Below are 22,880 nucleotides of genomic sequence, written 5' to 3'. Positions count from 1 at the left end.
GCTTGCCCGCCACGACCGTGTTGCGCAGCTACGGCAGCCACACGGAAATCGTCAAGAACGGCGTCGTGATCGAAGAGCACGAAGGCAATCCGCTCGACTTCATCGAACAGTACCAGTCGCGCTTCAAGGTGGCCCTGCGCCCCGGCATGCCGCGCTTCTGCGGCGGCCTGGCCGGCTACTTCGGCTACGACACCGTGCGCCACATCGAGAAAAAACTGGCCGGCGGCGCGCCGAAGGATGACCTGAACCTGCCCGACATCCAGCTGATGGTGACGGAGGAACTGGCCGTCATCGACAACCTGTCCGGCAAACTCTACCTGATCGTCTACGCCGACACGGCGCAGCCCGAGTCGTTCAGCAAAGCGCGCCAGCGCCTGAAAGACTTGCGCATGATGCTGCGCCGCGGCGTCGATGCGCCCGTCACCAGCGCTTCCGTGCGCACGGAAACCATCCGCGATTTTGCCAAGGAAGACTACCTGAAGGCCGTCGCCAAGGCGCACGAATACGTGATGGCCGGCGACCTGATGCAGGTGCAGATCGGCCAGCGCATCCGCAAACCGTATGTCGATTCGCCGCTGACCCTGTACCGCGCCCTGCGTTCGCTGAACCCGTCGCCGTATATGTACTTCTATAATTTCGGCGACATGCAGATCATCGGCGCCTCGCCCGAGATTTTGGTGCGCAACGAGAACACGGCCGACGGCGGCAAGAAGGTCACCCTGCGCCCCATCGCCGGCACGCGCCCGCGCGGCGCCACGCCGGAACGCGACGCCGAGCTGTCCGCCGAGCTGCTGGCCGATCCGAAAGAGATCGCCGAGCACGTGATGCTGATCGACCTGGCGCGCAACGACATCGGCCGTATCGCCGAAACAGGCAGCGTGCACGTCACCGACCGCATGGTCATCGAAAAATACTCGCACGTGCAGCACATCGTCTCGAACGTGGAAGGCACCTTGAAGAAAGGCTTGTCGAACCTGGACGTGCTGCGCGCGACGTTCCCGGCCGGCACCCTGACGGGCGCGCCGAAAGTGCGCGCCATGGAAGTGATCGATGAATTGGAAATCACCAAGCGCGGCATCTATGGCGGCGCCTGCGGCTACCTGTCGTTTGGCGGCGAAATGGACGTGGCGATTGCGATTCGCACGGGCGTGATCAAGGACGGCATGCTGTACGTGCAGGCCGCGGCCGGCATCGTGGCCGACTCGGTCCTCGAAATGGAATGGCAGGAAACCGAAAACAAGGCGCGGGCAGTGCTGCGCGCCGCCGAACAAGTGCAAGATGGCCTGGATGGGGAGTTTTAAGATGCTGCTGATGATCGACAACTACGACTCCTTCACCTACAACATCGTGCAGTATTTCGGTGAACTGGGCGAAGACGTGCGGGTCTACCGCAACGATGAAATCACGATCGAACAGATCGAGGCGCTGAATCCGGACCGCATCTGCATCTCGCCCGGCCCGAAAGCGCCGGCGCAGGCGGGCATTTCGGTGGCAGTGCTCAAGCACTTCGCCGGCAAGAAGCCGATATTGGGCGTGTGCCTGGGCCACCAGGCCATCGGCGAAGCGTTTGGCGGTAAAGTCATCCGCGCCAAGCAAGTCATGCATGGCAAGACTTCCCTCATCGCGCATACGGGCGTGGGCGTTTTCAAAGGCTTGCCCAGCCCCTTCACAGTGATCCGCTACCACTCTTTGGCGATCGAACGCGCCTCGCTGCCTTCCTGTCTGGAAGTGACGGCGTGGACGGACGACGGCGAAATCATGGGCGTGCGCCACCGGGAATACGATATCGAGGGGGTGCAGTTCCACCCCGAATCGATCCTCTCGGAACACGGCCACGCCCTGCTGAAGAATTTTCTCGAGCGCTGATCCCATGCGCACGCCCCGGCGTGCCATCAGTGTCCTCCTGCGCCATCATTGAAGAAGGAAGCATCATGCCGATCACCCCACAAGAAGCCCTGCTGCGCTGCATCGAACACCGCGAGATCTTTCACGACGAAATGCTGTACCTGTTCCGCCAGATCATGTCCGGCGAAATGTCCCCCACCATGATCGCGGCCCTCACCATGGGCTTGCGCGTGAAAAAGGAAACCATCGGCGAAATCGCCGCCGCCGCGCAAGTGATGCGCGAGTTTTCCACCAAGGTGCCCATGGCCGACACCACCAACCTGCTCGACATCGTCGGCACGGGCGGCGACGGCGCGCACACCTTCAACATTTCCACCGCCTCGATGTTCGTGGCGGCCGCCGCCGGCGCGCGCGTGGCCAAGCATGGCGGGCGCAGCGTCTCGTCCTCATCCGGCAGCGCCGACGTGCTGGACTCCCTGGGCGTCAACATCAACCTGCAGCCCGAGCAGATCGCCCAGTCAATCGCGCAGACGGGCATCGGCTTCATGTACGCGCCGAACCACCATGCGGCCATGAAGCATGCGGCGCCCGTGCGCCGCGAACTGGGCGTGCGCACGATCTTCAATATCCTCGGTCCGCTGACGAATCCCGCCGGCGCGCCGAATATTCTGATGGGCGTGTTCCACGCCGACCTGGTCGGCATCCAGGTGCGCGTGCTGCAGCGCCTGGGCGCGCAGCATGCCATCGTCGTGTATGGCCGCGACAATATGGATGAAGTATCGCTGGGCGCGGCCACCATGGTCGGTGAACTGGTCAACGGTGAAATCCGCGAATATGAAATCCATCCGGAAGACTTCGGCATGTCGATGATCGCCAGCCGCAACCTGAAGGTGGCCGACTCCGTCGAATCGAAAGCCAAGATGATGGAAGCGCTGCGCGGCGAGCCTGGAGCCGCCGCCGACATCGTTGCCCTGAACGCAGGCACGGCCCTGTACGCGGCCGGCGTGGCCAGCTCGATCGAAGACGGCCTGGCGCGCGCGCGCACCGCCGTCAGCTCGGGCGCCGCGCTGGCGAAACTCGACCAATTCGTGCAGGTGACGCAGCAGCTGGGCACCCCGGCGCAAGCGTAAGTCCTCCGCCCTCCCTTATAGAATAGCGATCATCATGTCCGACATACTCGATAAAATCCTGGCCGTAAAAGCCGATGAAGTGACCAAGGCCAAAGCCCGCCGCAGCCTGGCCAGCCTGCGCGGCGACGTGGAAAGCGACAGCGACCTGCGCGCCGGCCTGCGCGGCTTTGAAGCGAGCCTGCGCCAGCACATCGCCGCCGGCAAGCCCGGCATCATCGCCGAAGTCAAAAAGGCGTCGCCGTCGAAAGGCGTCATCCGCGCCGACTTCCGCCCGTCTGATATCGCCGCCAGCTATGCCCAGCACGGCGCGGCCTGCCTGTCCGTGCTGACGGACGAGCAGTTCTTCCAAGGCAGCGTGGAGTATCTGCAGCAGGCGCGCGCCGCCTGCGCCATCCCCGTGCTGCGCAAGGATTTCATGGTCGACATGTACCAGATCTATGAAGCGCGGGCCATGGGCGCCGACTGCATCTTGCTGATCGTCGCGGCGCTCGACCATGGCCTGATGGCGGAGATGGAAGCGTGCGCCCACGAACTGGGCATGGGCGTGCTGATCGAAAGCCATGACGGCGAAGAACTGACGGCGGCGCTCAAGCTCAAGAGCGCGCTGATCGGCATCAACAACCGCAACTTGCGCACGTTCGAAACGTCGCTGGAAACGACACTCGGCCTGCTGCCGCGCATTCCGCAAGACAAGTTGATCATCACGGAATCGGGCATCCATACCACGACCGACGTGCAACGCATGCGCGACGCGCACATCCACAGCTTCCTCGTAGGCGAAGCGTTCATGCGCGCGCCAGACCCCGGCGTGGAGCTGGAACGCCTGTTCAGTTAAACCATGGTAGGCTGGCAGCCATGAGACACGCGATCACCGTCCTTGCCGCCGCCAGCCTGCTGGCAGCCTGTCAAAGTACGCCCCCGCCAGCGCTGAACACACCCACGTCCGCGCCCCCTCGCACGCCGGCCGCGATACAGCTGGCCGCCAGCATCGACGCCTATAAGTCGCTGGTGGCGCAGCAGATCATGGCGGCCAACGCAGAATACATATTCAGCGGGCGCCTGCCGCCCATGTTGCCGGCCATCGTCGTGCTCGACCTGAGCGTGGGACCCGACGGCGAACTGAAAAGCGTGCACGTGCACCGTTCGCGCGACAGCGAAGCCTCGGCCGCGGCGCTGGCCGCCGTGCGACGCGTGCCAGTGTTCTTTCCGCCAGCGGCACACCTGATGCGCCGCCACGCCCGGACCTTCGATTTTTCCGAAACCTTCCTGTTCAACGACCAGTACCGCTTCCAGCTGCGGACATTGTCCGGTCCTCAGTAAACACGCAAGCATCGAATTCGATGCGGTCGCGTCCCCGTTCCTTGGCCAGGTACAGGGCCGCATCGGCGCGCGACAGCAGCTGTTCCAGCCCTTCCACCACCGATGCCTGGCAAGCGACGCCGATGCTGACCGTACACGGTGGCAGCCGACTGGGCTCGTGCAGCAAGGCGCGGATGCGTTCGGCCACGCCCAGCGCGTTATGCGCTGGCATGTCCGGCATCAGCACGACGAACTCCTCGCCGCCGAAACGCGCCACGCAATCCGATTCGCGCAAGGCGCCCTTGATAACGGTGGCCACGTGCGCCAGCACCTGGTCGCCCACCGCATGACCGTAGCTGTCATTGATCAATTTGAAGTAATCGAGGTCGATGCTGAGCAGTGTCAGCGGCAAACGGCGGCGCCGCAGATTGCCTAGTTCTCGCGCATAGGCGTCGCCAAAGCCGCGCCGGTTCAGCACTTGCGTCAGCGGATCGTGGGTCGAACGGCGCTCCAGTATCTGCTGCAGGCGCCGCGTCGCCACCGTCATGAAGCCCACCGTCAGCAGCAGCGCCATGAAATTGGCGACCGCCAGATAAATACCGGCCGGCGTGCCGGCCACCGTCAAATTCACGCTGGCGCCGCCATGCAGCAGGGCCGATACGCCGCGCACCAGCACCACGACAGCTTGCATCAGCATCAGCGCGCCAAAGAAAAAACTCGAGAAATGGCGTTCGCCATGGCGCCACACCAGTTGCACCTGGCGCGCATAAAACAGGAAGACCAGCAGGGAAAAGACCGCCACGCGCGCCGAGAAATCGGGGCGCGCCAGCAGCCACCAGCTATTGCCGGCGATGGCCAGGCCGAGTATCAGCAGATAGGCGCGGCGGCTGGGCGCCAGGCCGAAGAATGTCTCCGTGCCCAGCATCGACAGGCCGATGCCGGCCACCAGCGCCGCATTGGCCGCGAGCATGGACAATGCCGGCGGCAGCACTTCGCGGGTGCCGAACAGCAGGGACGCGCACACCAGCAACAGCAAACCGGCCGCCCAATGCCCCAGTCCATGCACCTCGCGCCGGAAACTGCGATACACCGAGAACATGACGATGCTCATGGCCCCGCACATCAGGGTCGTCATCAGCATGATGGTTCGGGGATCGAGGGTTTCCACGTTGGGCGCGGCCTAAAAGAATCAGTTCGGCAATTTTAGTTTAGTTAAAGAAAAATTAGTTCATTTGCAGTAAATATGATGGCAAGCCGCGAGTGCCGGCGGATCAGTTGCCATTGAAATGGCGGCCTGAAATACAAAACCGGCCAGTGACGGCCGGTTTTGTCTTACCGCATGACGAACAGCTTATACAGCGCTAGGACGCTTCGGCCCCGTGGCTTTCTTTGGCGCCGGCAGCAGGCTCAAGCTGACGCCGGGCACGCGGTCGCCCTGCAGCACGGCGGCGAATGTCATCAGCTCGTCGCGGCGGAAGGCGTGGACCGCCACCTTGGCGCCGACGGCGTAACGGCCCAGCAAGGTGTCCAGGTTGCTGCCCGTCACGCGCAAGCCATCGACGGCCACCAGCACGTCGCCCGCCGACAAGCCGGCCACGTGGGCGGCGCCGCCCTGGTGCACCTGCGCCAGTTTGGCGTCGTTGCCGTCGCGGCCCAGGTTGACGTCGAGGCTGGCTTTTTCGGCCTTGCGCGCGTCGCTGTATTTCACGCCGAACGGCGCCAGCAGGCGCGCCAGCGGCACGTCGTCCGTGCCGCGGATGTAGCGTTCGAAGAACGGCTTCATGCGCGTGCCGCAGACTTCATCGAACAGGGCTTCGACTTCGGCCGGCGTCACGCCGCGCGCTTTGCCCTTGTAGAAATCGCGGCCATAGCGCTGCCACAGCGCCTGCATCACGTCGTCCAGCGATTTCTCGCCATTCGTCTTCGTGCGGATCGTCAGGTCGAAGGCCAGCGCGATCAGCGAACCCTTGGTGTAGTAGCTGACGATGGCGTTCGGCGCGTTTTCATCCTGGCGGTAGTACTTGCCCCAGGCGTCGAAGCTGGAGTCGGCCACGCTTTGCTTGGTGCGGCCGCTGCCGCGCAAGACGCTGTTGACGGTTTTTCCGAGCAGCTTGAAATAGGCCGCCTCGTCGATCAGGCCCGCGCGCACCAGCATCAGGTCGTCGTAATAGCTGGTGAAGCCTTCGAACAGCCACAGCAGCGGAGAATAGCTTTCCGCCTGCAGGTTGTACGGTGCAAAGGCGGCCGGCTTGATACGCTTGACGTTCCAGGTGTGGAAGTACTCGTGGCTGCACAAGCCCAGAAATTTCAGGTAGCCGTCGCCGATCTCGGTGCTGGTGGACGCCGTCGTCGGCAAGTCGGCGCGCGCGCAGATCAGCGCCGTCGAGGCGCGGTGTTCGAGGCCGCCGTAACCGTCGCCGACGGCCATGGTCATGAACACATAGCGGTCCATCGGCGCTTTCTTTGTCTTCGGCTCGAAAAAGGCGATCTGCGTTTCGCAGATGGCTTTCAGGTCGCGGCACAGACGGTCCAGGTCCAGGTTCGGCACCTTGCCCGTGACGACGATATCGTGCGGCACGCCATGCGCGGTGAAGGTGGCCAGCGCGAAGTCGCCCATCTCCACCGGGTGGTCGATCAGCTCATCGTAGTTGGCCGCCTGGTAGCTGCCGAAGCCGTAGCGCTTCGCCTTGAGTTCCGGCAGGGTGGTGGCCACTCGCCAGGTCTTGCAGGCCGCATCCTTCGGCTGCACGATGTGCACTTCATGGGCGTCGGATTCCTGGCCCAGCACGCGCAGGAACACGCTGGTGCCGTTGAAGAAGCCGTGATTCTGGTCCAGATGGGCGGCGCGCACGGACAAATCCCATGCATACACGTCGTATTCGACCATCAAAGGGCCCTTGCACGGCGCGGCTTGCCACGAATGCTTGTCCAACTTGGTCAGCGCCACAGCCTTGCCTTCGGATTCGGCGCGGATGCTGACGATGTTGCGCGAAAATTCGCGGATCATGTAGCTGCCCGGGATCCAGGCCGGCAAGGACAATACCTGGCCGATGGCGGCCGGCGACTTGACCGTCAACGTCACCTTGAACATGTGGCCTGCCAGGTCCGCTGCGGCGATGCTGTAGATGATGCCGGCGGCCGGTGCGGCTTTCGCCTTGGTTTTCGCTGCGGCTTTGCTTATGGCATTGCCGGAGGCTTTTGCGGTGATTTTTTTAATCGGTGCTTTCTTCATGTTTTCCTCGTGTCTGGCATGGATGTTCTACAATCGCCCGGGCGCGCCATGCACCGGCGACAAATCGTCAGGTGTATCAATATCGCGCAAGATGCCGCCATCGTCCACTGTCACTTCGCATACGGCATGGCTGTTGACGATGCTGCGCGCGCCCTGGTCGCCATCGAGCGCCAGCAGCAGCGGCAAGTGGAAGGCGCTGAACGCGACAGGATTGCCGCGCCGTCCCTGGAACACGGGCACGGCGATGCGCGCGCCATCGCCGATGGCTTGCGACAAGGCGGCGATTGTAGCCGCTTCCACGAAAGGCATGTCGCCCAGGGCGATCAGCCAGCCCGGCGCGCCGCGCACATAATCGATGGCGCAGGTCAGCGAGGCGGCCATGCCCGTGTCGGCGTCATGGCAGACGCGCACTTCGCAGCCCAGCGCGCCGAGCACACGCGCCACCTGCGTGTCGTCGGCACGCACCACGGCCAGCACGCGCGGCAAGGCCGCCAGCATGGCTTTTGCGGCCGCCACGACCACCGGCGAACCCGCATGCGGGCCTTCGGCCAGCGGCTGCAATAATTTGTTCTGTACGCCGGAAGGGTCGAACCTGCGCCCCCTTCCGGCTGCCAGCAAGATGCCGACCGTACTCAAAAAACCGCTGCCGTCATGCGGCCGCCAGGTCGAACGGCAGCTTGCGCAGGCGCTTGCCCGTCAGGGCGAACAGCGCATTGGCAAAGGCAGGCGCCAATGGCGGCACGCCCGGTTCGCCCATGCCCGTCGGCGCGTCGCCCGACGGCACCAGGTGCACCTCGATCACCGGCATGTCGGGCATGCGCGGCACCGGGTAGTCGCCGAAGTTCTGCTGCTCCACCACGCCGTCCTTGAGCGTGATGGCCGCGCCGGGAATGGTCATGCCCAGCGCCATCAGCGCGGCGCCCTGCACTTGCGCCTCGATCGTCAGCGGATTGACGGCCAGGTTGCAATGCACGCCGGCCCATACCTGGTGCAGCTTGGGCGCGCCTTCCACCACCGATGCCGTCACCACGTAGGCGACGACGGAATTGAACGACTCGTGCATGGCCACGCCCCAGGCTTGTCCCTTCGGCAGCTTCTTCTTGCCATAGCCGGACTTGGCCACGGCCAGGTCCAGCGCGGCGATGTGGCGCGTGTGCTTGGCGTCGATCAGCTGCTTGCGGTAGGCGACGGGGTCCATCTTCGCCACGTGCGCCGCCTCGTCGATCAGGGTTTCCATGACGAAGGCCGTATGCGTCGAACCGACGGAGCGCCACCACAGCACGGGCACGTTCGCCTTGGCCGTGTGCACGGACAGCTTCATCGGCAGGGTGTACGGCTCGCCCATGCCTTCGACCATGGTGCCGTCGACGCCATTTTTCACCATGAAGGCTTCGAACGGCGTGCCGGCCATGATGGACTGACCCACGATGGTGTGGTCCCAGGCGAGGATTTTCCCTTTGGCGTCGAGGCCGATCTGCGCGCGGTGCACATGCGACGGCCGGTAGTAGCCGCCCTTGATGTCATCCTCGCGGCTCCACATCAGCTTTAGCGGGCCGCTCTTGCCCGCCGCGCGGTACGCCTTGGCGACGTTGACGGCTTCGACCACGTAATCGGAACTCGGCACGGCGCGCCGGCCAAAGCCGCCACCGGCCATCATCGTGTGCAAGGTCACCTGCTCCGGTTTCAGGCCGGAAGTGGCGGCAATCGCCGCCTGGTCGCCCGTCTGGAATTGCGAACCGACCCACATCGTGCATTTGTCGGCCTGCAGGTCGACGACGCAGTTGAGCGGCTCCATCGGCGCGTGCGCCAGGTAGGGGAATTCGTACACGGCTTCGATCTTTTTCGGCGCCGACGCCAGCTTGCCCATGTCGGCAGGTCTGGCAACGGTGCCCGGCGTTTTCGCCAGCGCCTTGAAGGCGGCCAGTTGCCTGTCGCTGCTGACCTTTTCCACGGCGCTCGTATCCCACTCGATCGCCAGCGCGTCGCGTCCCTGCTTGGCGGGCCAGTAGCCGTCGGCGATGACGGCCACGCCGCTGCCGCCACGGTCCGTCTTCACTTCCAGCACCTCGAGCACGCCCTTGATGGCTTTCGCCTTGCTGGCGTCGAATTTCGCCACCTTGGCGCCAAACACGGGCGGGCGCGCCACCATGGCCACTTTCGCGCCGGGCGGCTTGAAGTCGATGCCGAACTGCTGTTTTCCCGTCGACTTGGCGGCCGCGTCCAAACGTTTCACGGGTTTGCCGATGATGGAAAATTCGCGCGGGTCTTTCAGCTTCACGGTGGCGGGCACGGGCTGGCGCATGGCCGCGTCGGCAAATTCGCCATACGTCGCCTTTTGTCCGCCGGGGCCATACAGCACGCCCTTGGCGGCGCGCACCTGGTCGGGATTGACTTTCCACTGCGCGGCGGCGGCGCCTACCAGCATGGCGCGCGCCTTGGCGCCAATTTCGCGGTACTGCGTAAACGAATGGACGATGCTGCCCGAGCCGCCCGTCATCTGCATGCCGTAGGCGGCATCCTTGTACTGCTCGCCGGCCGGCGCCAGGGCGCCATGCACGAGGCTCCAGTCGGCATCGAGTTCCTCGGCGATCAGCATGGGCAAGCTCGTTTGCACGCCCTGGCCGAATTCCAGCCGGTTCACCTGCACCGTCACCGTGTTATCGGGCGCGATGTGCAAAAACGCGTTCGGCGCATACACGGGCTTGGCCGGAGCGGCATCGGCCGCCTGCGCCAGCTTGCCGGCACCGGGCAGGAAAAAGCCCAGCATCAAGCCGCCGCCAGCCACCGCGCCGGCCTTCATGAAACCGCGCCGCGACACGCCATCGGCCGCGCCAACCACAGCCACCGGCGTCGATGCCAGCGCCGCACCCAGGGTCACCCCGCCATGCTGCAATGCTTCCTGATTCAACCATTCGATACGCATGCCGTTCTCCTCAGGCCAGGGTCTTGGCCGCGTCCTTGATGGCTGCGCGGATCCGTTGATAGGTGCCGCAGCGGCAGATATTGCCGCTCATGGCGCCGTCGATGTCGGCATCGCTGGGCGCCTTGTTGGTGCGCAGCAGCGCCGTGGCGCTCATCACCTGGCCGCTTTGACAGTAGCCGCATTGCGGCACGTCGTGGCGCACCCATGCCGCCTGCACGGCCTTGCCTACCTGGTCGTTTTCCATCGCTTCGATGGTGGTGATCTTTTGCGCGCCCACCGAGGAAATCGGCGTGATGCACGAGCGGATCGGCTGGCCGTCGAGGTGCACCGTGCAGGCGCCGCACAGGGCCGCGCCGCAACCGAACTTGGTGCCCGTCATGTTCAGGTTGTCGCGCAGCGCCCACAGGATGGGCGTGGAAGGATCGGCGTCGACCTGCGTGTCGCGTCCGTTGATATTCAAGGTAATCATCTGCTGCTTCCCCTCTTTGGATTGTTATGGCGTCTACGAACAACACTTGATGATACGACAGCGGAAAAAATGCAAAAAAAAGCGCGCCTTGCGAGGGCGCGCCGTCCAGCCTTCCTGGCGACAGCCCGGATTACTTAATGGTCGAGAATTTCTGCTCCAGCGTTTTCGCATCGACTGCGCCAGGAATGCGGCTGCCGTCGGCAAAGAAGATGGCTGGCGTGCCCGAAACGCGCAGCTGCTGGCCCAGGGCCAGGATTTTTTCATGCGGGTTGGCGCAGTTGGCTGGCGATGCGGCAGGCACTTTACCGTTCAGCATCCAGTCATCCCAGGCCTTGTTGCGGTCCGGCGAGCACCAGATATTGCGCGACTTGGCGATCGAATCGGGCGACAGGATGTTGTACATGAAGGTGTAGACGGTGACGTTGTCGATTTCCTTCAGCGCGTTCTGGCGGAAGCGCTTGCAATAGCCGCAGTTCGGATCTTCGAACACGGCGATCACGCGCTTGCCATTGCCCTTGACGGTCTTCATGGCCGAATCGAGCGGCAGGTCGGAGAACTTGATGCGATTGACTTCGTCCAGGCGCACCTTGGTCAGATCCTGCGACGTCTTGGCGTCGAAGACGTGGCCGACGAACAGGTATTGGGCGGACTTGTCCGTGTACAGGATGTCGCCGCCCGTGCGCACTTCGTACAGGCCGCCGTACGGTGTTTCCTTGACCGAATCGACCTTGGCGCCTTCGCCCAGGCGCGGCTCGATCAGCTTTTTGATGCTCGCTTCCGTCGGCGTTTCCGCGCCGGCGCACGACATCATCAGGCCCGAGGCCAGTACCAATGCGATTCTGCTCATTTTCATCACTATCACTTCTCCACTTGTAACGCCCGGCGAAACTGGCAGGGGGCCCGGCGCCGTTACCTCTTTGACAAAACGATCGCCGCAGACCAGCTGCGGCGACCTTGAATTTTCACTGCTGCCATTATCCGGCGATATCTTAAGATACGCTGATATTTACTGGTGTCCCAATGCATGCGAAATCATTTTCCGCTTCAGGGCAGGTAATTTATCCAGCAAGTTTAATCCCAAATTGCGAACCACGCGCAACGGTTCCAGATCGGCGCCAAATAATCGCGCCAGGCCATCGGTCGCCAACTGCATCAGCAGCACGTCTTCCTTGCGCGCGCGCGCATAGCGGGCCAGCACGCGTTCGTCGCCGATACCGCGGTGCGCTTCGCGTTCGCTGATCGTCTTGACCAGCTGCGCCACGTCGGCAAAGCCCAGGTTCATGCCGTGGCCAGCCATCGGATGGACCACGTGGGCGGCGTCGCCCACCAGGGCCACGCGCGGCGCCACCATGGCGTGCGGGCGCATCAGGGTCAGGGGAAATGCGCGCACCAGCTCCGGCTGCAAAGGCGTCAGCTTGCCCAGTTTGTCCTGGCAGTATGCGGCCAGGCGCGCGGCCAGAGCGTCGGCCGGTTCGGCCATCAAGGTATCGGCCAGCGCATCGGGCGCCGACCAGACGAGCGAAACCCGGTCGCCCGGCAGCGGCAATAGCGCGACGATGCCTTCGCTGCCCGTAAACCACTGGTGGGCCGCGCCATGGTGCGGCTTTTCGCAGGCGAAGTTGCTGACCACGCCGCGCTGGCCGTACGAGCGATAATCGAGGCCGATGTCGCACTGGCCCCGCACCCACGACTGGGCGCCGTCCGCGCCCACCACCAGCGCGCAGGTGATGGTATCGCCGCCATCAAGGTGCACGATGGCCGAGTCATTCGTCCATTCCAGGCGGCTGGCGCGGCCTTGCAGCACGCTGACGTTCGGCGCGAATTTCAGGGCGGCGTCCAGCGCCTGGCCCAGATTGCGGTCTTCGATGATCCACGCCAGGCTGCCCACATGGGCGCCGTAGGCGTCGAAACCGAGTCCGCCCGCCTGCGCGCCGTCGCCGTTGACCAGCATGGCGTCGACGGGCGCCACCCTGTCGGCCTCCAGGGCGCCCCACACCTTCAGCGACGACAGCAACTGGTGCGCCGTGTGATTGAGCGCATACACGCGCACATCCCAGCTGGCTTCGACCGGCTTGACGGCGGAAGCGGACGTGGATGCCGGCGGGCTCGCCGGAGATAGCAGGGTGACGCTTTGTCCTGCCTGGGCAAACGCCAGCGCCGTGGTTTTCGCGATGGCGCCGTTGCCGACGATGCAAACGTCGCTGTGGCTGTGCATGAAGCGCCGCATGGTAGGGGAAGTGGGACTGTTCATGCGGCCATTATAGCGTTTGCCCCACCTGTTTCAGATAGTCCGGAAGTACAGAACGCGTGCCTCAGATCAAGCGGCGCCATGAAAGACGGGCAACACGTGTTCCGCGATCTCCTGCATCGTCTCGGCCAGCGGGCGGCGGTTCTGCCGCAGCTGCAAGCCGATATGCCGCACGCCGGCCGCGCGCATGGCGTGCAGCTCGGCGATCAGGCCATCGCGTCCCGTGCGCCCGCCGAAGCGGAAGCGCTGCAGCGGCAGGTTCGGATCTTCGTCCAGGTCCAGGTGGATGAAGCTGACATACGGCTTGTCGTCTCCGGCCACGGCGCGCCATTGCGCCGAGCGCCGCGCATGGTCGTCCGGCGTGCCCGGATAGGCGAGCCAGCCATCCATCTGCGCGCCTATCCACGCGGGCGACTGCTGCGCCAGCCCCGCCACCAGCAGCGGCAGAGGCGCGGCCGGTTTCGGCAGCAGACGGATGCCGGGCGGCAGGCGCGTCTCGCCCCAGTCGCGCAGCATGGCGACCTGTTCGCGGAAAGCGGCGCCGCGCTGGCCGAAATCGCGGCCGAACACGGGATACTCGACGGGCCGGTCGCCGCTGGCCACGCCCAGCAACAAACGCCCGCCGCTCAACTGGTCGACGCTGGCCGCCGCTTTTAACGTCAGCACCGGCTCGCGCAGCGGCAGCACCACGGCGGCCGTGCCCAGCAAGATATTGTCCGTGATGCCGGCCAGGTAGCCGAGATACGTAAACACCTCGAAGACCTGGGCCGCGTCGCCGAACGACGGGTCGTACAGGGGCACGTCGCGCAGCCATAAGGCTTTGAAACCGAGGCGGTCGGCCAGCTTTGCCAGCGCAGCATGCTGTTTCAGGTCAGGTTCGCCCGGCACGCGGCCGGACACCGCATTCGCCTGCCGCCCCATAGACGACCAGTCATTATCGAGCGGCAGTTCCAGGCCGATGCTGAAACCGCCCTGCCCCAGTTTCGTCATGGCACCCATCTCAATCCCACTGCGGCGCCAGGCCGTCCGGGTTGGCCAGGCGCTCGCCGCGTTCCAGGGTCGCCATCTGCGCCATCTCGTCCGGCGACAGGGTGATGCGCTGGAAATGCAGGTTCGCTTCCAGATTGGCGCGTTTGGTCGACGACGGGATCACGGCAAAGCCCTGCTGCAGCGACCAGCTCAGCGCCACTTGCGCCGGCGTCACGCCATGTTTGGCGGCGATGGCCGCGATCACGGGATCACGGGATCAACGACCACCTTGCCATACGCGAGCGGCATGTAGGCCGTGATGTGGATGCCCTGGCTGCGCGCGAAATCGATGACTTTGCGGTTTTGCAGGAAAGGATGGATCTCGACCTGCTGCGTGGCGATTTCCGATGCGCCCACCGTATCGATGGCTTGCCGCAGTTGCGCATTCGTGAAATTCGATACGCCGATGGCCTTGGTCAATCCCTGCGCCTTGGCCTGCGCCAGCGCTTCCATGTACTCGGCCACGGGAATGGCGTCCTGCGGCGACGGCCAGTGGATCAGGGTCAGGTCCAGTTGTTCCAGCCGCAGCTTGCGCAGGCTGTCCTTCAGGCTGGGAATGAGCTTGTCGCGCTGAAGATTGTCGATCCAGATCTTGGTGGTGACGAACAGCGCGTCGCGCGGGACGGCGCTGGCGGCGATCGCCTGGCCCACTTCGGCTTCATTGCCGTAGATTTGCGCCGTGTCGATATGGCGGTAGCCGACGTCCAGGCCCGTGGTGACGGAATCGATGACGACCTGGCCCTGCAGGCGGAAAGTGCCCAGGCCGATTTCAGGGATGGCGGTGTGTTGGGTAGTCGTGTTCATGCGGCAGTCCTCTCAAATACATGTCGATGACCACACTATGCGCCCATCCTTTATTGAGAAAAATACCGTTTATATCAAATCATATTTGATTCACGCGCAAGTAACGCAATGCCAATCCGGGAAATACAGGAAAAGTCGCGGCCGGCTCTTGCATTCCCGTTTTGGTCTGCTATAATTCGCCACCTTGGCCTGGTAGCTCAGTCGGTAGAGCAGAGGATTGAAAATCCTTGTGTCGGTGGTTCGATTCCGCCCCGGGCCACCAAGAATCAGTTGTTACAGAACGCCAACCCTCGCAGGTTGGCGTTTTCGTTTGTGGCCGAGAAGTCCGTATCGGTCTCCCCCGCTCCTGTGGGCGGTCCCGATAACTAACAGTTTGGCGCGAGGATAGGATGGGTCAGAGTCCCCTGCTATTGCGGCGATTGTTGCGTGCGAAAGATAGAATGGACGGCGCCCCCGATGAGGATTGGCCCGTCCACCGCTTGGCGCAGGTGAGCGCCGTCTCGATGGCCTACTTCGCGCGCGAATTCAAAAAGGCCTTCGGCCTGCCCCCACACCGCTACTTGCTTACCCGCCGTATCGAGCGGGCCACGGCACTGCTGCGCGGCACCGACCTGCCCATTACGCAGATCGCACTGCAAACCGGCTGGACCAGTCTTGGCACCTTTGGCCGTATCTTCCGCGACATCACGGGCGCAAGCCCGGGCGAGCTGCGAATGCGCGAGCGCTCCATCCAGCACATGGGGGAGCATATTCCCGAATGCGTCATGCGCGACGCCGAACGGCCCAATCTGAATATCGCAGTTTTGGAGAAGCGGCGCAGGAAAGCAACTGGCAAACTGTAGCTTCATTTCAAGGAGCTGATATGACTCAAAGTGTGAATGTGGTCGGCCTGTATGTGCGCGACCAGGACGAAGCGCTTGCGTTCTACGTCGAAAAATTGGGATTTCGCGTCCACACGGACGTCCGAAACGGCGACTATCGCTGGCTGACGGTGCAGCCTGCGGACCAGCCATCCTTCCAGCTCGGCTTGTTCCGTCCCGGACCGCCGATGCATGACGCGGCAACCGCGCAAGCCCTGCATGAAATCGTGGCGAAGGGAGCCATGCCGCCGCTGGTGCTGCAGGTGGACGACTGCCGCGCCGCATACGAACGCCTGAGCAAGTGCGGCGTCGAATTCACGCAGGAGCCCGTGGACCGCTACGGGCAGGTGGATGCCGGCTTTCGCGACCCCTCCGGCAACGGATGGAAAATGATCGGGGCTGCGGCCAAGTCGACGGCGCGGACATCGCCATGAACCGGCGCCATGGGATACGGCAAAGCCACCGCTGGCCGTCCATCGTCAGCTGGTCGCGCCGCCGCATGTGAGCAAGCGGCGCGCCGAACGGCCACCCGTTTACCACATCAAATCATCAGGAATCTGGAACGCCGCATACGGATCATCCTCATCCACTTCCGTGCTGGCCTGTTTCACGCGCACGACGATGGCGGGGTCGCGTTCAGCGATCTTGTCGGCGATGATGCGCGGCACCAGTTCCACGGCGCCGCCCAGGCAGACGATCACCAAACGGCCCGCCACCAGGTGGGCTTGCACGGCCGCCGTCACGTAGATGCGCTCGATCTTGTTGTTGAACGTGAAGTTATACGGCACGTCGCCGTTGTTGCCCTTGCTCTGGCGGTTCTTTTGCACCATTTGCGCGATCTGCGCCACGATGGCTTTCTGGTTGGCGGCAGCGTCGCGCTGGGCGTTCAGTTCGCGCGCGCGTTCCGCGTTCTTGCGCTGGGTCTCGAGCGCGGCCAGGCGCACTTCGTCGACGCTTTGCGTGCCGCTCTTGCGCTCGTCCTTTTTTTGCTTGCTCTTGTCCTGGTTGGCCAGCTTGACCTTCTTCTTGTCGACCAGGCCGGCCTTTAAAAACTGCTCTTGCAACGAGACCATAACTACTCCGTATTGAGGGTGCGCCGGCCAAGGCAGCGGCATCGGCCGGTGGAAAGACGCTAGCATAGCAAAAAACAGGGGCGCTGCCGCCGCAACATGGCTGCCCGGGTCAGCCGAGGAGCGCCTTGTGCCTGTCAGTAACAAAAAGACACACTCGAGTGGAAATTTTGTTGATAAATGTCATATAGTTAGTTACGTTCTGCATATCGGCATTGCCTGCCGATTGCATGTCCCCTTCCACTGACTGCGTCTACAAGGATTTACCATGAAACAATTAATCGCCCTCTGCATCGCCGCCGCGTTTGCCAGCACCGCCTTTGCCGCCGCACCGGAAGCGGCGCCCGTCGCCAAGACGGCCCAACAGTCAAAAATGACGACCTGCAATGCGGACGCCGCCGGCAAGAAAGGTGATGAGCGCAAGACCTTCATGAAAGAGTGCCTGAGCGCCAAGCCGGCGCCGGCCATGACGCAGCAAAACAAGATGAAAGCGTGCAATGTCGACGCCAAGGACATGAAAGGCGACGCCCGCAAAGCCTTCATGAAGGAATGCCTGAGCGCGCCGAAGAAATAAGCGCCTCGCCGCTTGCCCCACAACGCCAGCATCATGCTGGCGTTTTTTTATTGCGCCGCGTAAGCCTGCATCAGCCGGTCGAGGAAAACAAACAGCTGGCCGTTCATGGCTTGCCAGTCTTGGGCGCGCAGGATCGCTGGCTGCTGCACGTAGCGGTGCGATTCCAGCGTGGCCAGTTCTGCTTCCGACGCGGCGATCAGCAGGTCGACCACCTCCGGCGTGAACTCCATGTGACACTGGAAACCGTACACCAGATTGCCGTATTCGACGATCTGGCGCGGGCAGCCTTCGCTATAGGCGATGACCTTCGCGCTGTCCCTCAGGCCCGGCATGTCGCTGTGCCAATGCCCCGTTTCCAGAACAGCGCCGAAATGCGCGAACTTGTCGCTCGCCTTTCCGTCCGCCGTCAGCATGATGGGGAACTTGCCGATTTCCTTTTCAGGGCTGTGCGCATGGGGCGCTCCCAAGGCCGCGCCGATCAGTTGCGCACCCAGGCAAACGCCGACCACCGCCTTGCCCGCGGCGGCACAGGCAGCAATCAGGGCCTGTTCGGCTGCGGCGTCGAAATGCGGACACTCCTCGCGCGTCGTCGACGGCGACTGCGGCCCGCCCATGACGACCAGCAGGTCGATGTCCGCGATGGAAACGGGCAGCGGCTCATGGGCATAAAGGCGGGAATACGTGGCCTCGTGGCCGCGCTCGCGCACCCAGGTCTCATAGGCGCCCGGCGCCTCGAACGCTTCATGCACGATGAAATGGACTTTCATGATGTTCCCTTCTGTAGCGAGTAATTAAAAAACTATGGCCGATCCAGCACCTGGGCCAGCACGCGGGCAAACGCCTGCGCGTCCGCTTCATCGATGCTCGACACGGTGATCCGCAATCCCTGCGCTGGCGCCTGCACGCCGAAGGCTTCGCCGCCGCGCACCAGCCAGCCATGCCGGGCCAGCGCCAGCACGGCCGCCTGGCTGCTGTCCGCCATTGGCAGCCACAGGTTCAGGCCATCGGCGGGACTGGCGCAGACCAGGCCTTGCGCCGCCAGCGCCGCCGCCACCATGTCGCGGCGGCGCGCATAGTCGGTGCAGGCAAGGGCCACCTGCGCGGACACGTCGGGCGACGACAGGCAGGCGCTGACGGCGTCCTGCAAGAGATGGCTGACCCAGTTCGTGCCGGGCGCCAGGCGCAGGCGCAGGCGCCGGGCGGTCTGTCCGTCGCTGGCGACAATGGCCAGGCGCAGGTCGGGGCCGAAGATCTTCGACACGGAACGGATCAGCGCCCAGCGCTTGGCCGCAGGGGGAATCACGTCCTGGTAGCGGGCCGTGGACAGCAGCGAAAAATGGTCGTCGACGATAAGCAGCACGTGCGGGTAGGCGGCCAGCACCGCGCGCAGCTGCTCCGCGCGCGCGGCGCTCAGGCTGCAGCCGGTGGGATTGTGCGCGCGCGGCGTCACGATGACGGCTTGCGCGCCTTGCGTCAGCGCCCGTTCCAGCGCCGCCGCCTGCATGCCCTCGGCATCGACCGCCACGCCAACGGCGTGCAGGCCGGCGATGCGCAAGGTGTTGATGCTGCTGACGAAGCACGGGTCTTCCACGGCCACCTTGTCGCCCGCGGCCAGGTACGCCCCCAGGAGGCGCTCGACCGCATCGACGGCCCCATTCGTCAGGGTGATCTCGTGCTGTTCCGGACAATCGCCGGCCATCCAGCGCCGCGCCAGCACTTCCAGCTCCGGGTCCACGGTGGCCTCGCCATACAGGCGCGGGCGGTATGGCTTGCGCGCCAGGGCCGCGCCGACATCGGGCAGCCAGGCCAGGTTCGGATTGCCGCCGCCCAGGTCGGCCAAGGGCGAACCGGGCAGCAAGCCTTCCTGCTCGCCGGGATCGCGCTGCGCGCGGATGGCCGTGCCCAAACGCCCTTGCGTGACCGCGATCCCGGCCGTCACCAGGCGCTGGTACGCCAGCGACACGGTATTGCGGTTGACGCCCAGAGTCGCGGCCAGCTCGCGCACAGTCGGTAACTCCTGGCCCGGCAGCAACTCGCCCGCCTGCGTCAGCGCGCGGATGCTGTCGAACAGTTCCGCCGCGGTTTTCCCTGTGATCTTCACTATAGTCTCAGACATGATATATTTTGGCATAGGACAATAATACACCACTCCCGCGACTCCTGCCGCTAAAGACTGACACAAGGCCGACACATGCACAAAGACACTCCCCTGCTCACTCCCACCATGCACGAGCGGCATGGGCGCTGGCCGCAAGCCGTGTCGGTGAATGACTTCCGCCGCAATCTGGCGGCAGTGCATGCCCGCATGGCGGCCGCCTGCCAGCGGGTCGAGCGCGATCCGGCCGGCGTGCGCCTGCTGCCCGTCAGCAAGACCAAGCCCGAGGCGAGCCTGCGCCTGGCCTACGCCGCCGGTTGCCGCATGCTGGGTGAAAACAAGCCGCAGGAGGCAGGCCGCAAATGGGAAGCGATGGCGGACCTGGCCGACCTGCAATGGTCGGTGATCGGCCATTTGCAGACCAACAAGGCCAAGCTGGTGGCGCGCTTTGCCAGCGAATTCCAGGCGCTCGACAGCCTGCGCGTCGCCGAGGCGCTGGAACGGCGCCTGCAAGCGGAAGGACGCAGGCTCGACGTGTTCGTGCAAGTAAACACGTCGGGCGAAGCCAGCAAATACGGTTTGCCGCCAGACGAGGTGGCCGCTTTCCTGCGCCAGTTGTCCGCCTTTCCGGCGCTGCGGGTGCGCGGACTCATGACATTGGCGCTGTTGTCGGCGGAAGCCGTGCGCGTGCGCCGCTGCTTCGTGCTGCTGCGCGAATTGCGCGACCGGCTGCGCCAGGATGCCCCCGATGGCGTCAGTCTGGACGAGCTGTCGATGGGCATGTCCGGCGATTATGAAATCGCCATTGAGGAAGGCGCCACCGTCGTGCGCGTCGGCCAGGCCATCTTCGGCGCGCGCGACACGCCGGATAGCCACTACTGGCCCACGGCGCAAACGGACTAGGCGGGCCGATGCGCCTTGTGGTCGCAGAGTCAATCATGCCGAATGATCAAGATGACATGCTGAAAGATACCGCGTAATATTTTTACCATACTGCTCAGCTCGGCAGCACAGCTCCCTGGGGAAAGGACGGCAGCGTGGCCGCGTCGAACGATCTCGCGCACTGGCGCGGACAGATTTTTACGCGCCTGCTGCAGGCGGTACTGCTGCTGGGCGTGGCGACGGCCATCCCCAGCGCCCTGCTGGCCGCGCGCGAAGCTATCTGGTCCATAGTCGCCCTCGACTTGCTGGCCATCGGCTGGATCGGCGCCATCTGGCATTGGCGCGCCATGCCCTACCGCTGGCGCGTGTGGCAATTCCTCATCGTCGCCTACCTGGTGGGCGTCGGCCTGCTGCTGAAAATCGGCCCCGTCAGCCAGATCTACATGATGCTCATGCCCGTGCTGGCGGCCCTGCTGCTGGGCATGCGGCCTGCCTTGTCGACCCTGGCTCTGACGTCGCTGACCATCTTTTTCCTCGGCCTGCATCCCGACGTGGCCCTGCACGTGCAGGGCGTGCCCGATTCTCCCGTGCTGCGCGCGCTGATCGTGGCCCTGAACTTCCTGTTCATCGCCGCCGTGCTGACCCTGTCCTGCGCCTTCCTGCTGCGCTACCTGGAACGCAGCAGCCAGGCCCTGTCGCAGCTGAACGCCGATCTGCGCCTGACGGCCACGGCGCTGGCCCGCCTGAACGACATGGTGATGATCGCCGAAGTGGCCGATGCCACCGCCGAGGCAACGCCTGCCACGCGCATCATCTTCGTCAACGACGCCTTCGAGCGCAGCAGCGGCTATGCGCGCGCCGAGGTGATGGGCCGCAGCCTGCTGTTCCAGCAAGGCCCGGCCACCGATGCGGACGAGCTGGCGCGCGTCGCCGCCGCCATGGCCCGCGCCCAGCCGGCACGCGCGGAGCTGCTGAACTACGACAAAGCCGGCAAGGCGTACTGGGTCGAGGCGGAACTGGTGCCGTTCACGGATGACGACGGCAAGCAGACGCACTGGGTGGCCGTCGAGCGCGAGATCGACGAGCGCAAGAAATCGGAAGCGGACATCCACCGCCTGGCCTTCTACGACGTGCTGACAGGCTTGCCCAACCGGCGCCTGCTGATGGACCGCATCGGCCACCTGCTGGCCGCCGCGCCGCGCGACCAGTCCATCAGCGCGCTGATGTTCATCGACCTCGACCACTTCAAGCACATCAACGACGCGCGCGGCCACGCCACGGGCGACGCGCTGCTGCGCCTGGCGGGCGAACGGCTGGCGCAGCTGATGCGCAAGGCCGACACGGTGGCGCGCATCGGCGGCGATGAATTCGTCGTGCTGCTGGCGCACCTGGCCAATGACCTGGACAGCGCCGCCCGCGCCGCAGCCCAGGTGGCCGAGAAAATCCGCGCCGCCATCGCGCGCGACTTCGAGATCGGCGCGCAGTCCTATCATTGCAGCGCCAGCATCGGCGTGACCCTGCTGCCGAAAATGGAGCAGCAGGCGCACGACCTGCTGCGCGAAGCGGACATCGCCATGTACCGCGCCAAGGCCGAAGGGCGCAACGGCATCGCCTTCTTTGAAGCGGCCATGCAGGCGGGCGTGGAGCGTCGCCTGACCCTGGAACGGGCCCTGGCGCGCGCCCTCGATAACCGTGAATTATGCCTGCACGTGCAGCCGCAGGTCGACCGCCATGGCAGAGTGACGGGCGCCGAATTGCTGATGCGCTGGCCGCAGGCGGACGGCAGCCATATCGCGCCCGGCATCTTCATCCCCATCGCCGAGGAATCGGGGCTGATCGTCAAGCTCGGACACTGGGCCTTGCGCGAAGCGTGCCGCGCCGCCACGGTGCTGGCGCAGGCGGGATCGCCCGTCGCCCTGTCAGTGAACGTCAGCCCGGCCCAGTTTCGCCAGCCCGATTTCGCGTCCCGCGTGCAGGCGGCGCTGGCCGAACACGACACGCCGGCCGGCGCCCTGATCCTGGAATTGACGGAAGGCTTGCTGATCGACCAGCGCGAAACCTCGCTGGCGCGCATGCGCGCACTGGCGGAGCTGGGCATCCGCTTTTCCATCGACGATTTCGGCACCGGCTATTCCAGCCTCGCCTACCTGACCTCGATGCCGCTGTACGAACTCAAAATCGACAAGCGTTTCATCGACGACACGCCGCGCGACACGGCCATCGTGCAAGCGATCCTGGCCATGGCGCGCCACCTGGGCTTGCGCGTCGTGGCCGAAGGCGTGGAAACGCAGGAGCAGGCCGACTTCCTCATCGCCCACGATTGCGACGGCTTGCAGGGCTTCCTGTATGCGCGGCCGATGCCCTTGCCCGATTTCATGACGTGGCTGGCCGAACGGCGTTAGCTTTACGGCATTTCCTGC

Annotated in this window: 21 protein-coding genes, 1 tRNA gene and 1 pseudogene; 11 read left to right on the top strand and 12 right to left on the bottom strand. The window is 64.4% G+C overall.

Annotated features, from left to right (window positions below):
* From VM94_RS03745 to VM94_RS03725, 5 genes are all read left to right on the top strand, one after another.
* The coding region (locus VM94_RS03745; RefSeq protein WP_046682268.1) for an anthranilate synthase component I family protein at window positions 1–1,301 on the top strand (1,301 nt) is incomplete at its 5' end.
* Window position 1,302: 1 nt separating this feature from the next.
* A complete protein-coding gene (locus VM94_RS03740; protein WP_046682234.1) occupies window positions 1,303–1,866 on the top strand; it encodes an aminodeoxychorismate/anthranilate synthase component II in 564 nt (187 codons plus the stop codon).
* 65 nt (window positions 1,867–1,931) lie between these two features.
* Complete coding sequence (trpD, locus tag VM94_RS03735) at window positions 1,932–2,975, top strand: anthranilate phosphoribosyltransferase (RefSeq protein ID WP_046682233.1); 1,044 nt, start codon at window positions 1,932–1,934, stop codon at window positions 2,973–2,975.
* Between the two features lie 34 nt (window positions 2,976–3,009).
* On the top strand, window positions 3,010–3,810 hold the full coding sequence (gene trpC / locus VM94_RS03730) for an indole-3-glycerol phosphate synthase TrpC (RefSeq protein WP_046682232.1): 801 nt from the start codon (window positions 3,010–3,012) through the stop codon (window positions 3,808–3,810).
* Between the two features lie 20 nt (window positions 3,811–3,830).
* Window positions 3,831–4,295, top strand: a complete 465-nt coding sequence (locus VM94_RS03725; RefSeq protein WP_046682231.1) for an energy transducer TonB — start codon at window positions 3,831–3,833, stop codon at window positions 4,293–4,295.
* On the opposite strand, the gene VM94_RS03720 is transcribed toward VM94_RS03725, so the two are convergent.
* The 9 genes and pseudogenes from VM94_RS03720 to dkgB form a co-directional block, all read right to left on the bottom strand.
* A complete protein-coding gene (locus VM94_RS03720) occupies window positions 4,246–5,442 on the bottom strand; it encodes a GGDEF domain-containing protein (RefSeq protein WP_235432805.1) in 1,197 nt (398 codons plus the stop codon). The two genes, VM94_RS03725 and VM94_RS03720, sit on opposite strands and share 50 nt — an antisense overlap.
* 183 nt (window positions 5,443–5,625) lie before the next feature.
* Window positions 5,626–7,506 carry a M61 family metallopeptidase gene (locus tag VM94_RS03715; protein WP_260687127.1) on the bottom strand — a complete coding sequence of 627 codons (1,881 nt, stop codon included), beginning with the start codon at window positions 7,504–7,506 and terminating at the stop codon, window positions 5,626–5,628.
* Between the two features lie 27 nt (window positions 7,507–7,533).
* Entirely contained in the window at window positions 7,534–8,142 is a 609-nt protein-coding gene (locus tag VM94_RS03710; protein ID WP_046682229.1) for a nucleotidyltransferase family protein, read from the bottom strand.
* Window positions 8,143–8,155: 13 nt separating this feature from the next.
* A complete protein-coding gene (locus VM94_RS03705) occupies window positions 8,156–10,429 on the bottom strand; it encodes a xanthine dehydrogenase family protein molybdopterin-binding subunit (protein WP_046682228.1) in 2,274 nt (757 codons plus the stop codon).
* 10 nt (window positions 10,430–10,439) lie between these two features.
* Entirely contained in the window at window positions 10,440–10,898 is a 459-nt protein-coding gene (locus VM94_RS03700) for a (2Fe-2S)-binding protein (RefSeq protein ID WP_034753534.1), read from the bottom strand.
* A 130-nt stretch (window positions 10,899–11,028) separates the two neighbouring features.
* Complete coding sequence (locus tag VM94_RS03695; protein ID WP_046682227.1) at window positions 11,029–11,751, bottom strand: DsbC family protein; 723 nt, start codon at window positions 11,749–11,751, stop codon at window positions 11,029–11,031.
* Window positions 11,752–11,904: 153 nt separating this feature from the next.
* Entirely contained in the window at window positions 11,905–13,149 is a 1,245-nt protein-coding gene (locus VM94_RS03690) for an FAD-dependent monooxygenase (protein ID WP_046682226.1), read from the bottom strand.
* Window positions 13,150–13,215: 66 nt separating this feature from the next.
* Window positions 13,216–14,136, bottom strand: coding sequence for an LLM class oxidoreductase (locus VM94_RS03685; protein WP_409929558.1), 921 nt, complete (start codon window positions 14,134–14,136; stop codon window positions 13,216–13,218).
* A gap of 10 nt (window positions 14,137–14,146) precedes the next feature.
* Window positions 14,147–14,979: pseudogene (gene dkgB / locus VM94_RS03680) on the bottom strand (2,5-didehydrogluconate reductase DkgB).
* Window positions 14,980–15,165: 186 nt separating this feature from the next.
* Between dkgB and VM94_RS03675 the strand changes: the two are divergent.
* The 3 genes from VM94_RS03675 to VM94_RS03665 all read left to right on the top strand — a co-directional run bounded on the left by VM94_RS03675 (window position 15,166) and on the right by VM94_RS03665 (window position 16,273).
* Window positions 15,166–15,241, top strand: a tRNA-Phe gene (locus VM94_RS03675).
* A 127-nt stretch (window positions 15,242–15,368) separates the two neighbouring features.
* On the top strand, window positions 15,369–15,821 hold the full coding sequence (locus tag VM94_RS03670; RefSeq protein WP_046682224.1) for a helix-turn-helix transcriptional regulator: 453 nt from the start codon (window positions 15,369–15,371) through the stop codon (window positions 15,819–15,821).
* 20 nt (window positions 15,822–15,841) lie between these two features.
* The gene (locus VM94_RS03665) at window positions 15,842–16,273 is read left to right on the top strand and encodes a VOC family protein (protein ID WP_046682223.1); all 432 of its coding nucleotides are present in this window, start codon (window positions 15,842–15,844) and stop codon (window positions 16,271–16,273) included.
* A 99-nt stretch (window positions 16,274–16,372) separates the two neighbouring features.
* Here VM94_RS03665 and VM94_RS03660 read toward each other — a convergent pair whose 3' ends face one another.
* Window positions 16,373–16,912 (bottom strand): DUF2058 domain-containing protein, encoded by a 540-nt coding sequence (locus tag VM94_RS03660; protein WP_034753528.1) that lies wholly within the window; start codon window positions 16,910–16,912, stop codon window positions 16,373–16,375.
* Between the two features lie 265 nt (window positions 16,913–17,177).
* Between VM94_RS03660 and VM94_RS03655 the strand changes: the two genes are divergently transcribed.
* A complete protein-coding gene (locus VM94_RS03655; protein WP_046682222.1) occupies window positions 17,178–17,483 on the top strand; it encodes a PsiF family protein in 306 nt (101 codons plus the stop codon).
* 47 nt (window positions 17,484–17,530) lie between these two features.
* Here VM94_RS03655 and VM94_RS03650 read toward each other — a convergent pair whose 3' ends face one another.
* Together VM94_RS03650 and ptsJ are read right to left on the bottom strand one after the other, a co-directional pair.
* A complete protein-coding gene (locus VM94_RS03650) occupies window positions 17,531–18,250 on the bottom strand; it encodes a glutamine amidotransferase-related protein (RefSeq protein WP_046682221.1) in 720 nt (239 codons plus the stop codon).
* 32 nt (window positions 18,251–18,282) lie between these two features.
* The gene (gene ptsJ / locus VM94_RS03645; RefSeq protein WP_046682220.1) at window positions 18,283–19,584 is read right to left on the bottom strand and encodes a MocR-like B6 salvage transcription factor PtsJ; all 1,302 of its coding nucleotides are present in this window, start codon (window positions 19,582–19,584) and stop codon (window positions 18,283–18,285) included.
* Between the two features lie 90 nt (window positions 19,585–19,674).
* Between ptsJ and VM94_RS03640 the strand changes: the two genes are divergently transcribed.
* Together VM94_RS03640 and VM94_RS29380 are read left to right on the top strand one after the other, a co-directional pair.
* Window positions 19,675–20,481 carry a YggS family pyridoxal phosphate-dependent enzyme gene (locus VM94_RS03640; RefSeq protein ID WP_046682219.1) on the top strand — a complete coding sequence of 269 codons (807 nt, stop codon included), beginning with the start codon at window positions 19,675–19,677 and terminating at the stop codon, window positions 20,479–20,481.
* Between the two features lie 134 nt (window positions 20,482–20,615).
* Window positions 20,616–22,862 (top strand): putative bifunctional diguanylate cyclase/phosphodiesterase, encoded by a 2,247-nt coding sequence (locus tag VM94_RS29380; protein WP_046682218.1) that lies wholly within the window; start codon window positions 20,616–20,618, stop codon window positions 22,860–22,862.
* Window positions 22,863–22,880: the final 18 nt, after the last annotated feature.

It is taken from the genome of Janthinobacterium sp. KBS0711, assembly GCF_000988085.1.
In the GTDB taxonomy this organism is placed as follows: Bacteria; Pseudomonadota; Gammaproteobacteria; order Burkholderiales; family Burkholderiaceae_D; genus Janthinobacterium; species Janthinobacterium lividum_E.
The sequence above is the reverse complement of the archived record's forward strand: the minus strand, read 5'-3'. Positions and strand labels throughout refer to the sequence as shown.

Excerpts from the sequence above, each read along its gene's own strand:
- VM94_RS03740 (WP_046682234.1), top strand. The coding sequence starts at position 1,303 with ATGCTGCTGATGATCGACAACTACGACTCCTTCACCTACAACATCGTG.
- trpD (WP_046682233.1), top strand. The coding sequence starts at position 1,932 with ATGCCGATCACCCCACAAGAAGCCCTGCTGCGCTGCATCGAACACCGC.
- trpC (WP_046682232.1), top strand. The coding sequence starts at position 3,010 with ATGTCCGACATACTCGATAAAATCCTGGCCGTAAAAGCCGATGAAGTG.
- VM94_RS03725 (WP_046682231.1), top strand. The coding sequence starts at position 3,831 with ATGAGACACGCGATCACCGTCCTTGCCGCCGCCAGCCTGCTGGCAGCC.
- VM94_RS03715 (WP_260687127.1), bottom strand. The coding sequence starts at position 7,506 with ATGAAGAAAGCACCGATTAAAAAAATCACCGCAAAAGCCTCCGGCAAT.
- VM94_RS03705 (WP_046682228.1), bottom strand. The coding sequence starts at position 10,429 with ATGCGTATCGAATGGTTGAATCAGGAAGCATTGCAGCATGGCGGGGTG.
- VM94_RS03700 (WP_034753534.1), bottom strand. The coding sequence starts at position 10,898 with ATGATTACCTTGAATATCAACGGACGCGACACGCAGGTCGACGCCGAT.
- VM94_RS03695 (WP_046682227.1), bottom strand. The coding sequence starts at position 11,751 with ATGAAAATGAGCAGAATCGCATTGGTACTGGCCTCGGGCCTGATGATG.
- VM94_RS03690 (WP_046682226.1), bottom strand. The coding sequence starts at position 13,149 with ATGAACAGTCCCACTTCCCCTACCATGCGGCGCTTCATGCACAGCCAC.
- VM94_RS03685 (WP_409929558.1), bottom strand. The coding sequence starts at position 14,136 with ATGACGAAACTGGGGCAGGGCGGTTTCAGCATCGGCCTGGAACTGCCG.
- VM94_RS03670 (WP_046682224.1), top strand. The coding sequence starts at position 15,369 with ATGGGTCAGAGTCCCCTGCTATTGCGGCGATTGTTGCGTGCGAAAGAT.
- VM94_RS03665 (WP_046682223.1), top strand. The coding sequence starts at position 15,842 with ATGACTCAAAGTGTGAATGTGGTCGGCCTGTATGTGCGCGACCAGGAC.
- VM94_RS03660 (WP_034753528.1), bottom strand. The coding sequence starts at position 16,912 with ATGGTCTCGTTGCAAGAGCAGTTTTTAAAGGCCGGCCTGGTCGACAAG.
- VM94_RS03655 (WP_046682222.1), top strand. The coding sequence starts at position 17,178 with ATGAAACAATTAATCGCCCTCTGCATCGCCGCCGCGTTTGCCAGCACC.
- VM94_RS03650 (WP_046682221.1), bottom strand. The coding sequence starts at position 18,250 with ATGAAAGTCCATTTCATCGTGCATGAAGCGTTCGAGGCGCCGGGCGCC.
- VM94_RS03640 (WP_046682219.1), top strand. The coding sequence starts at position 19,675 with ATGCACAAAGACACTCCCCTGCTCACTCCCACCATGCACGAGCGGCAT.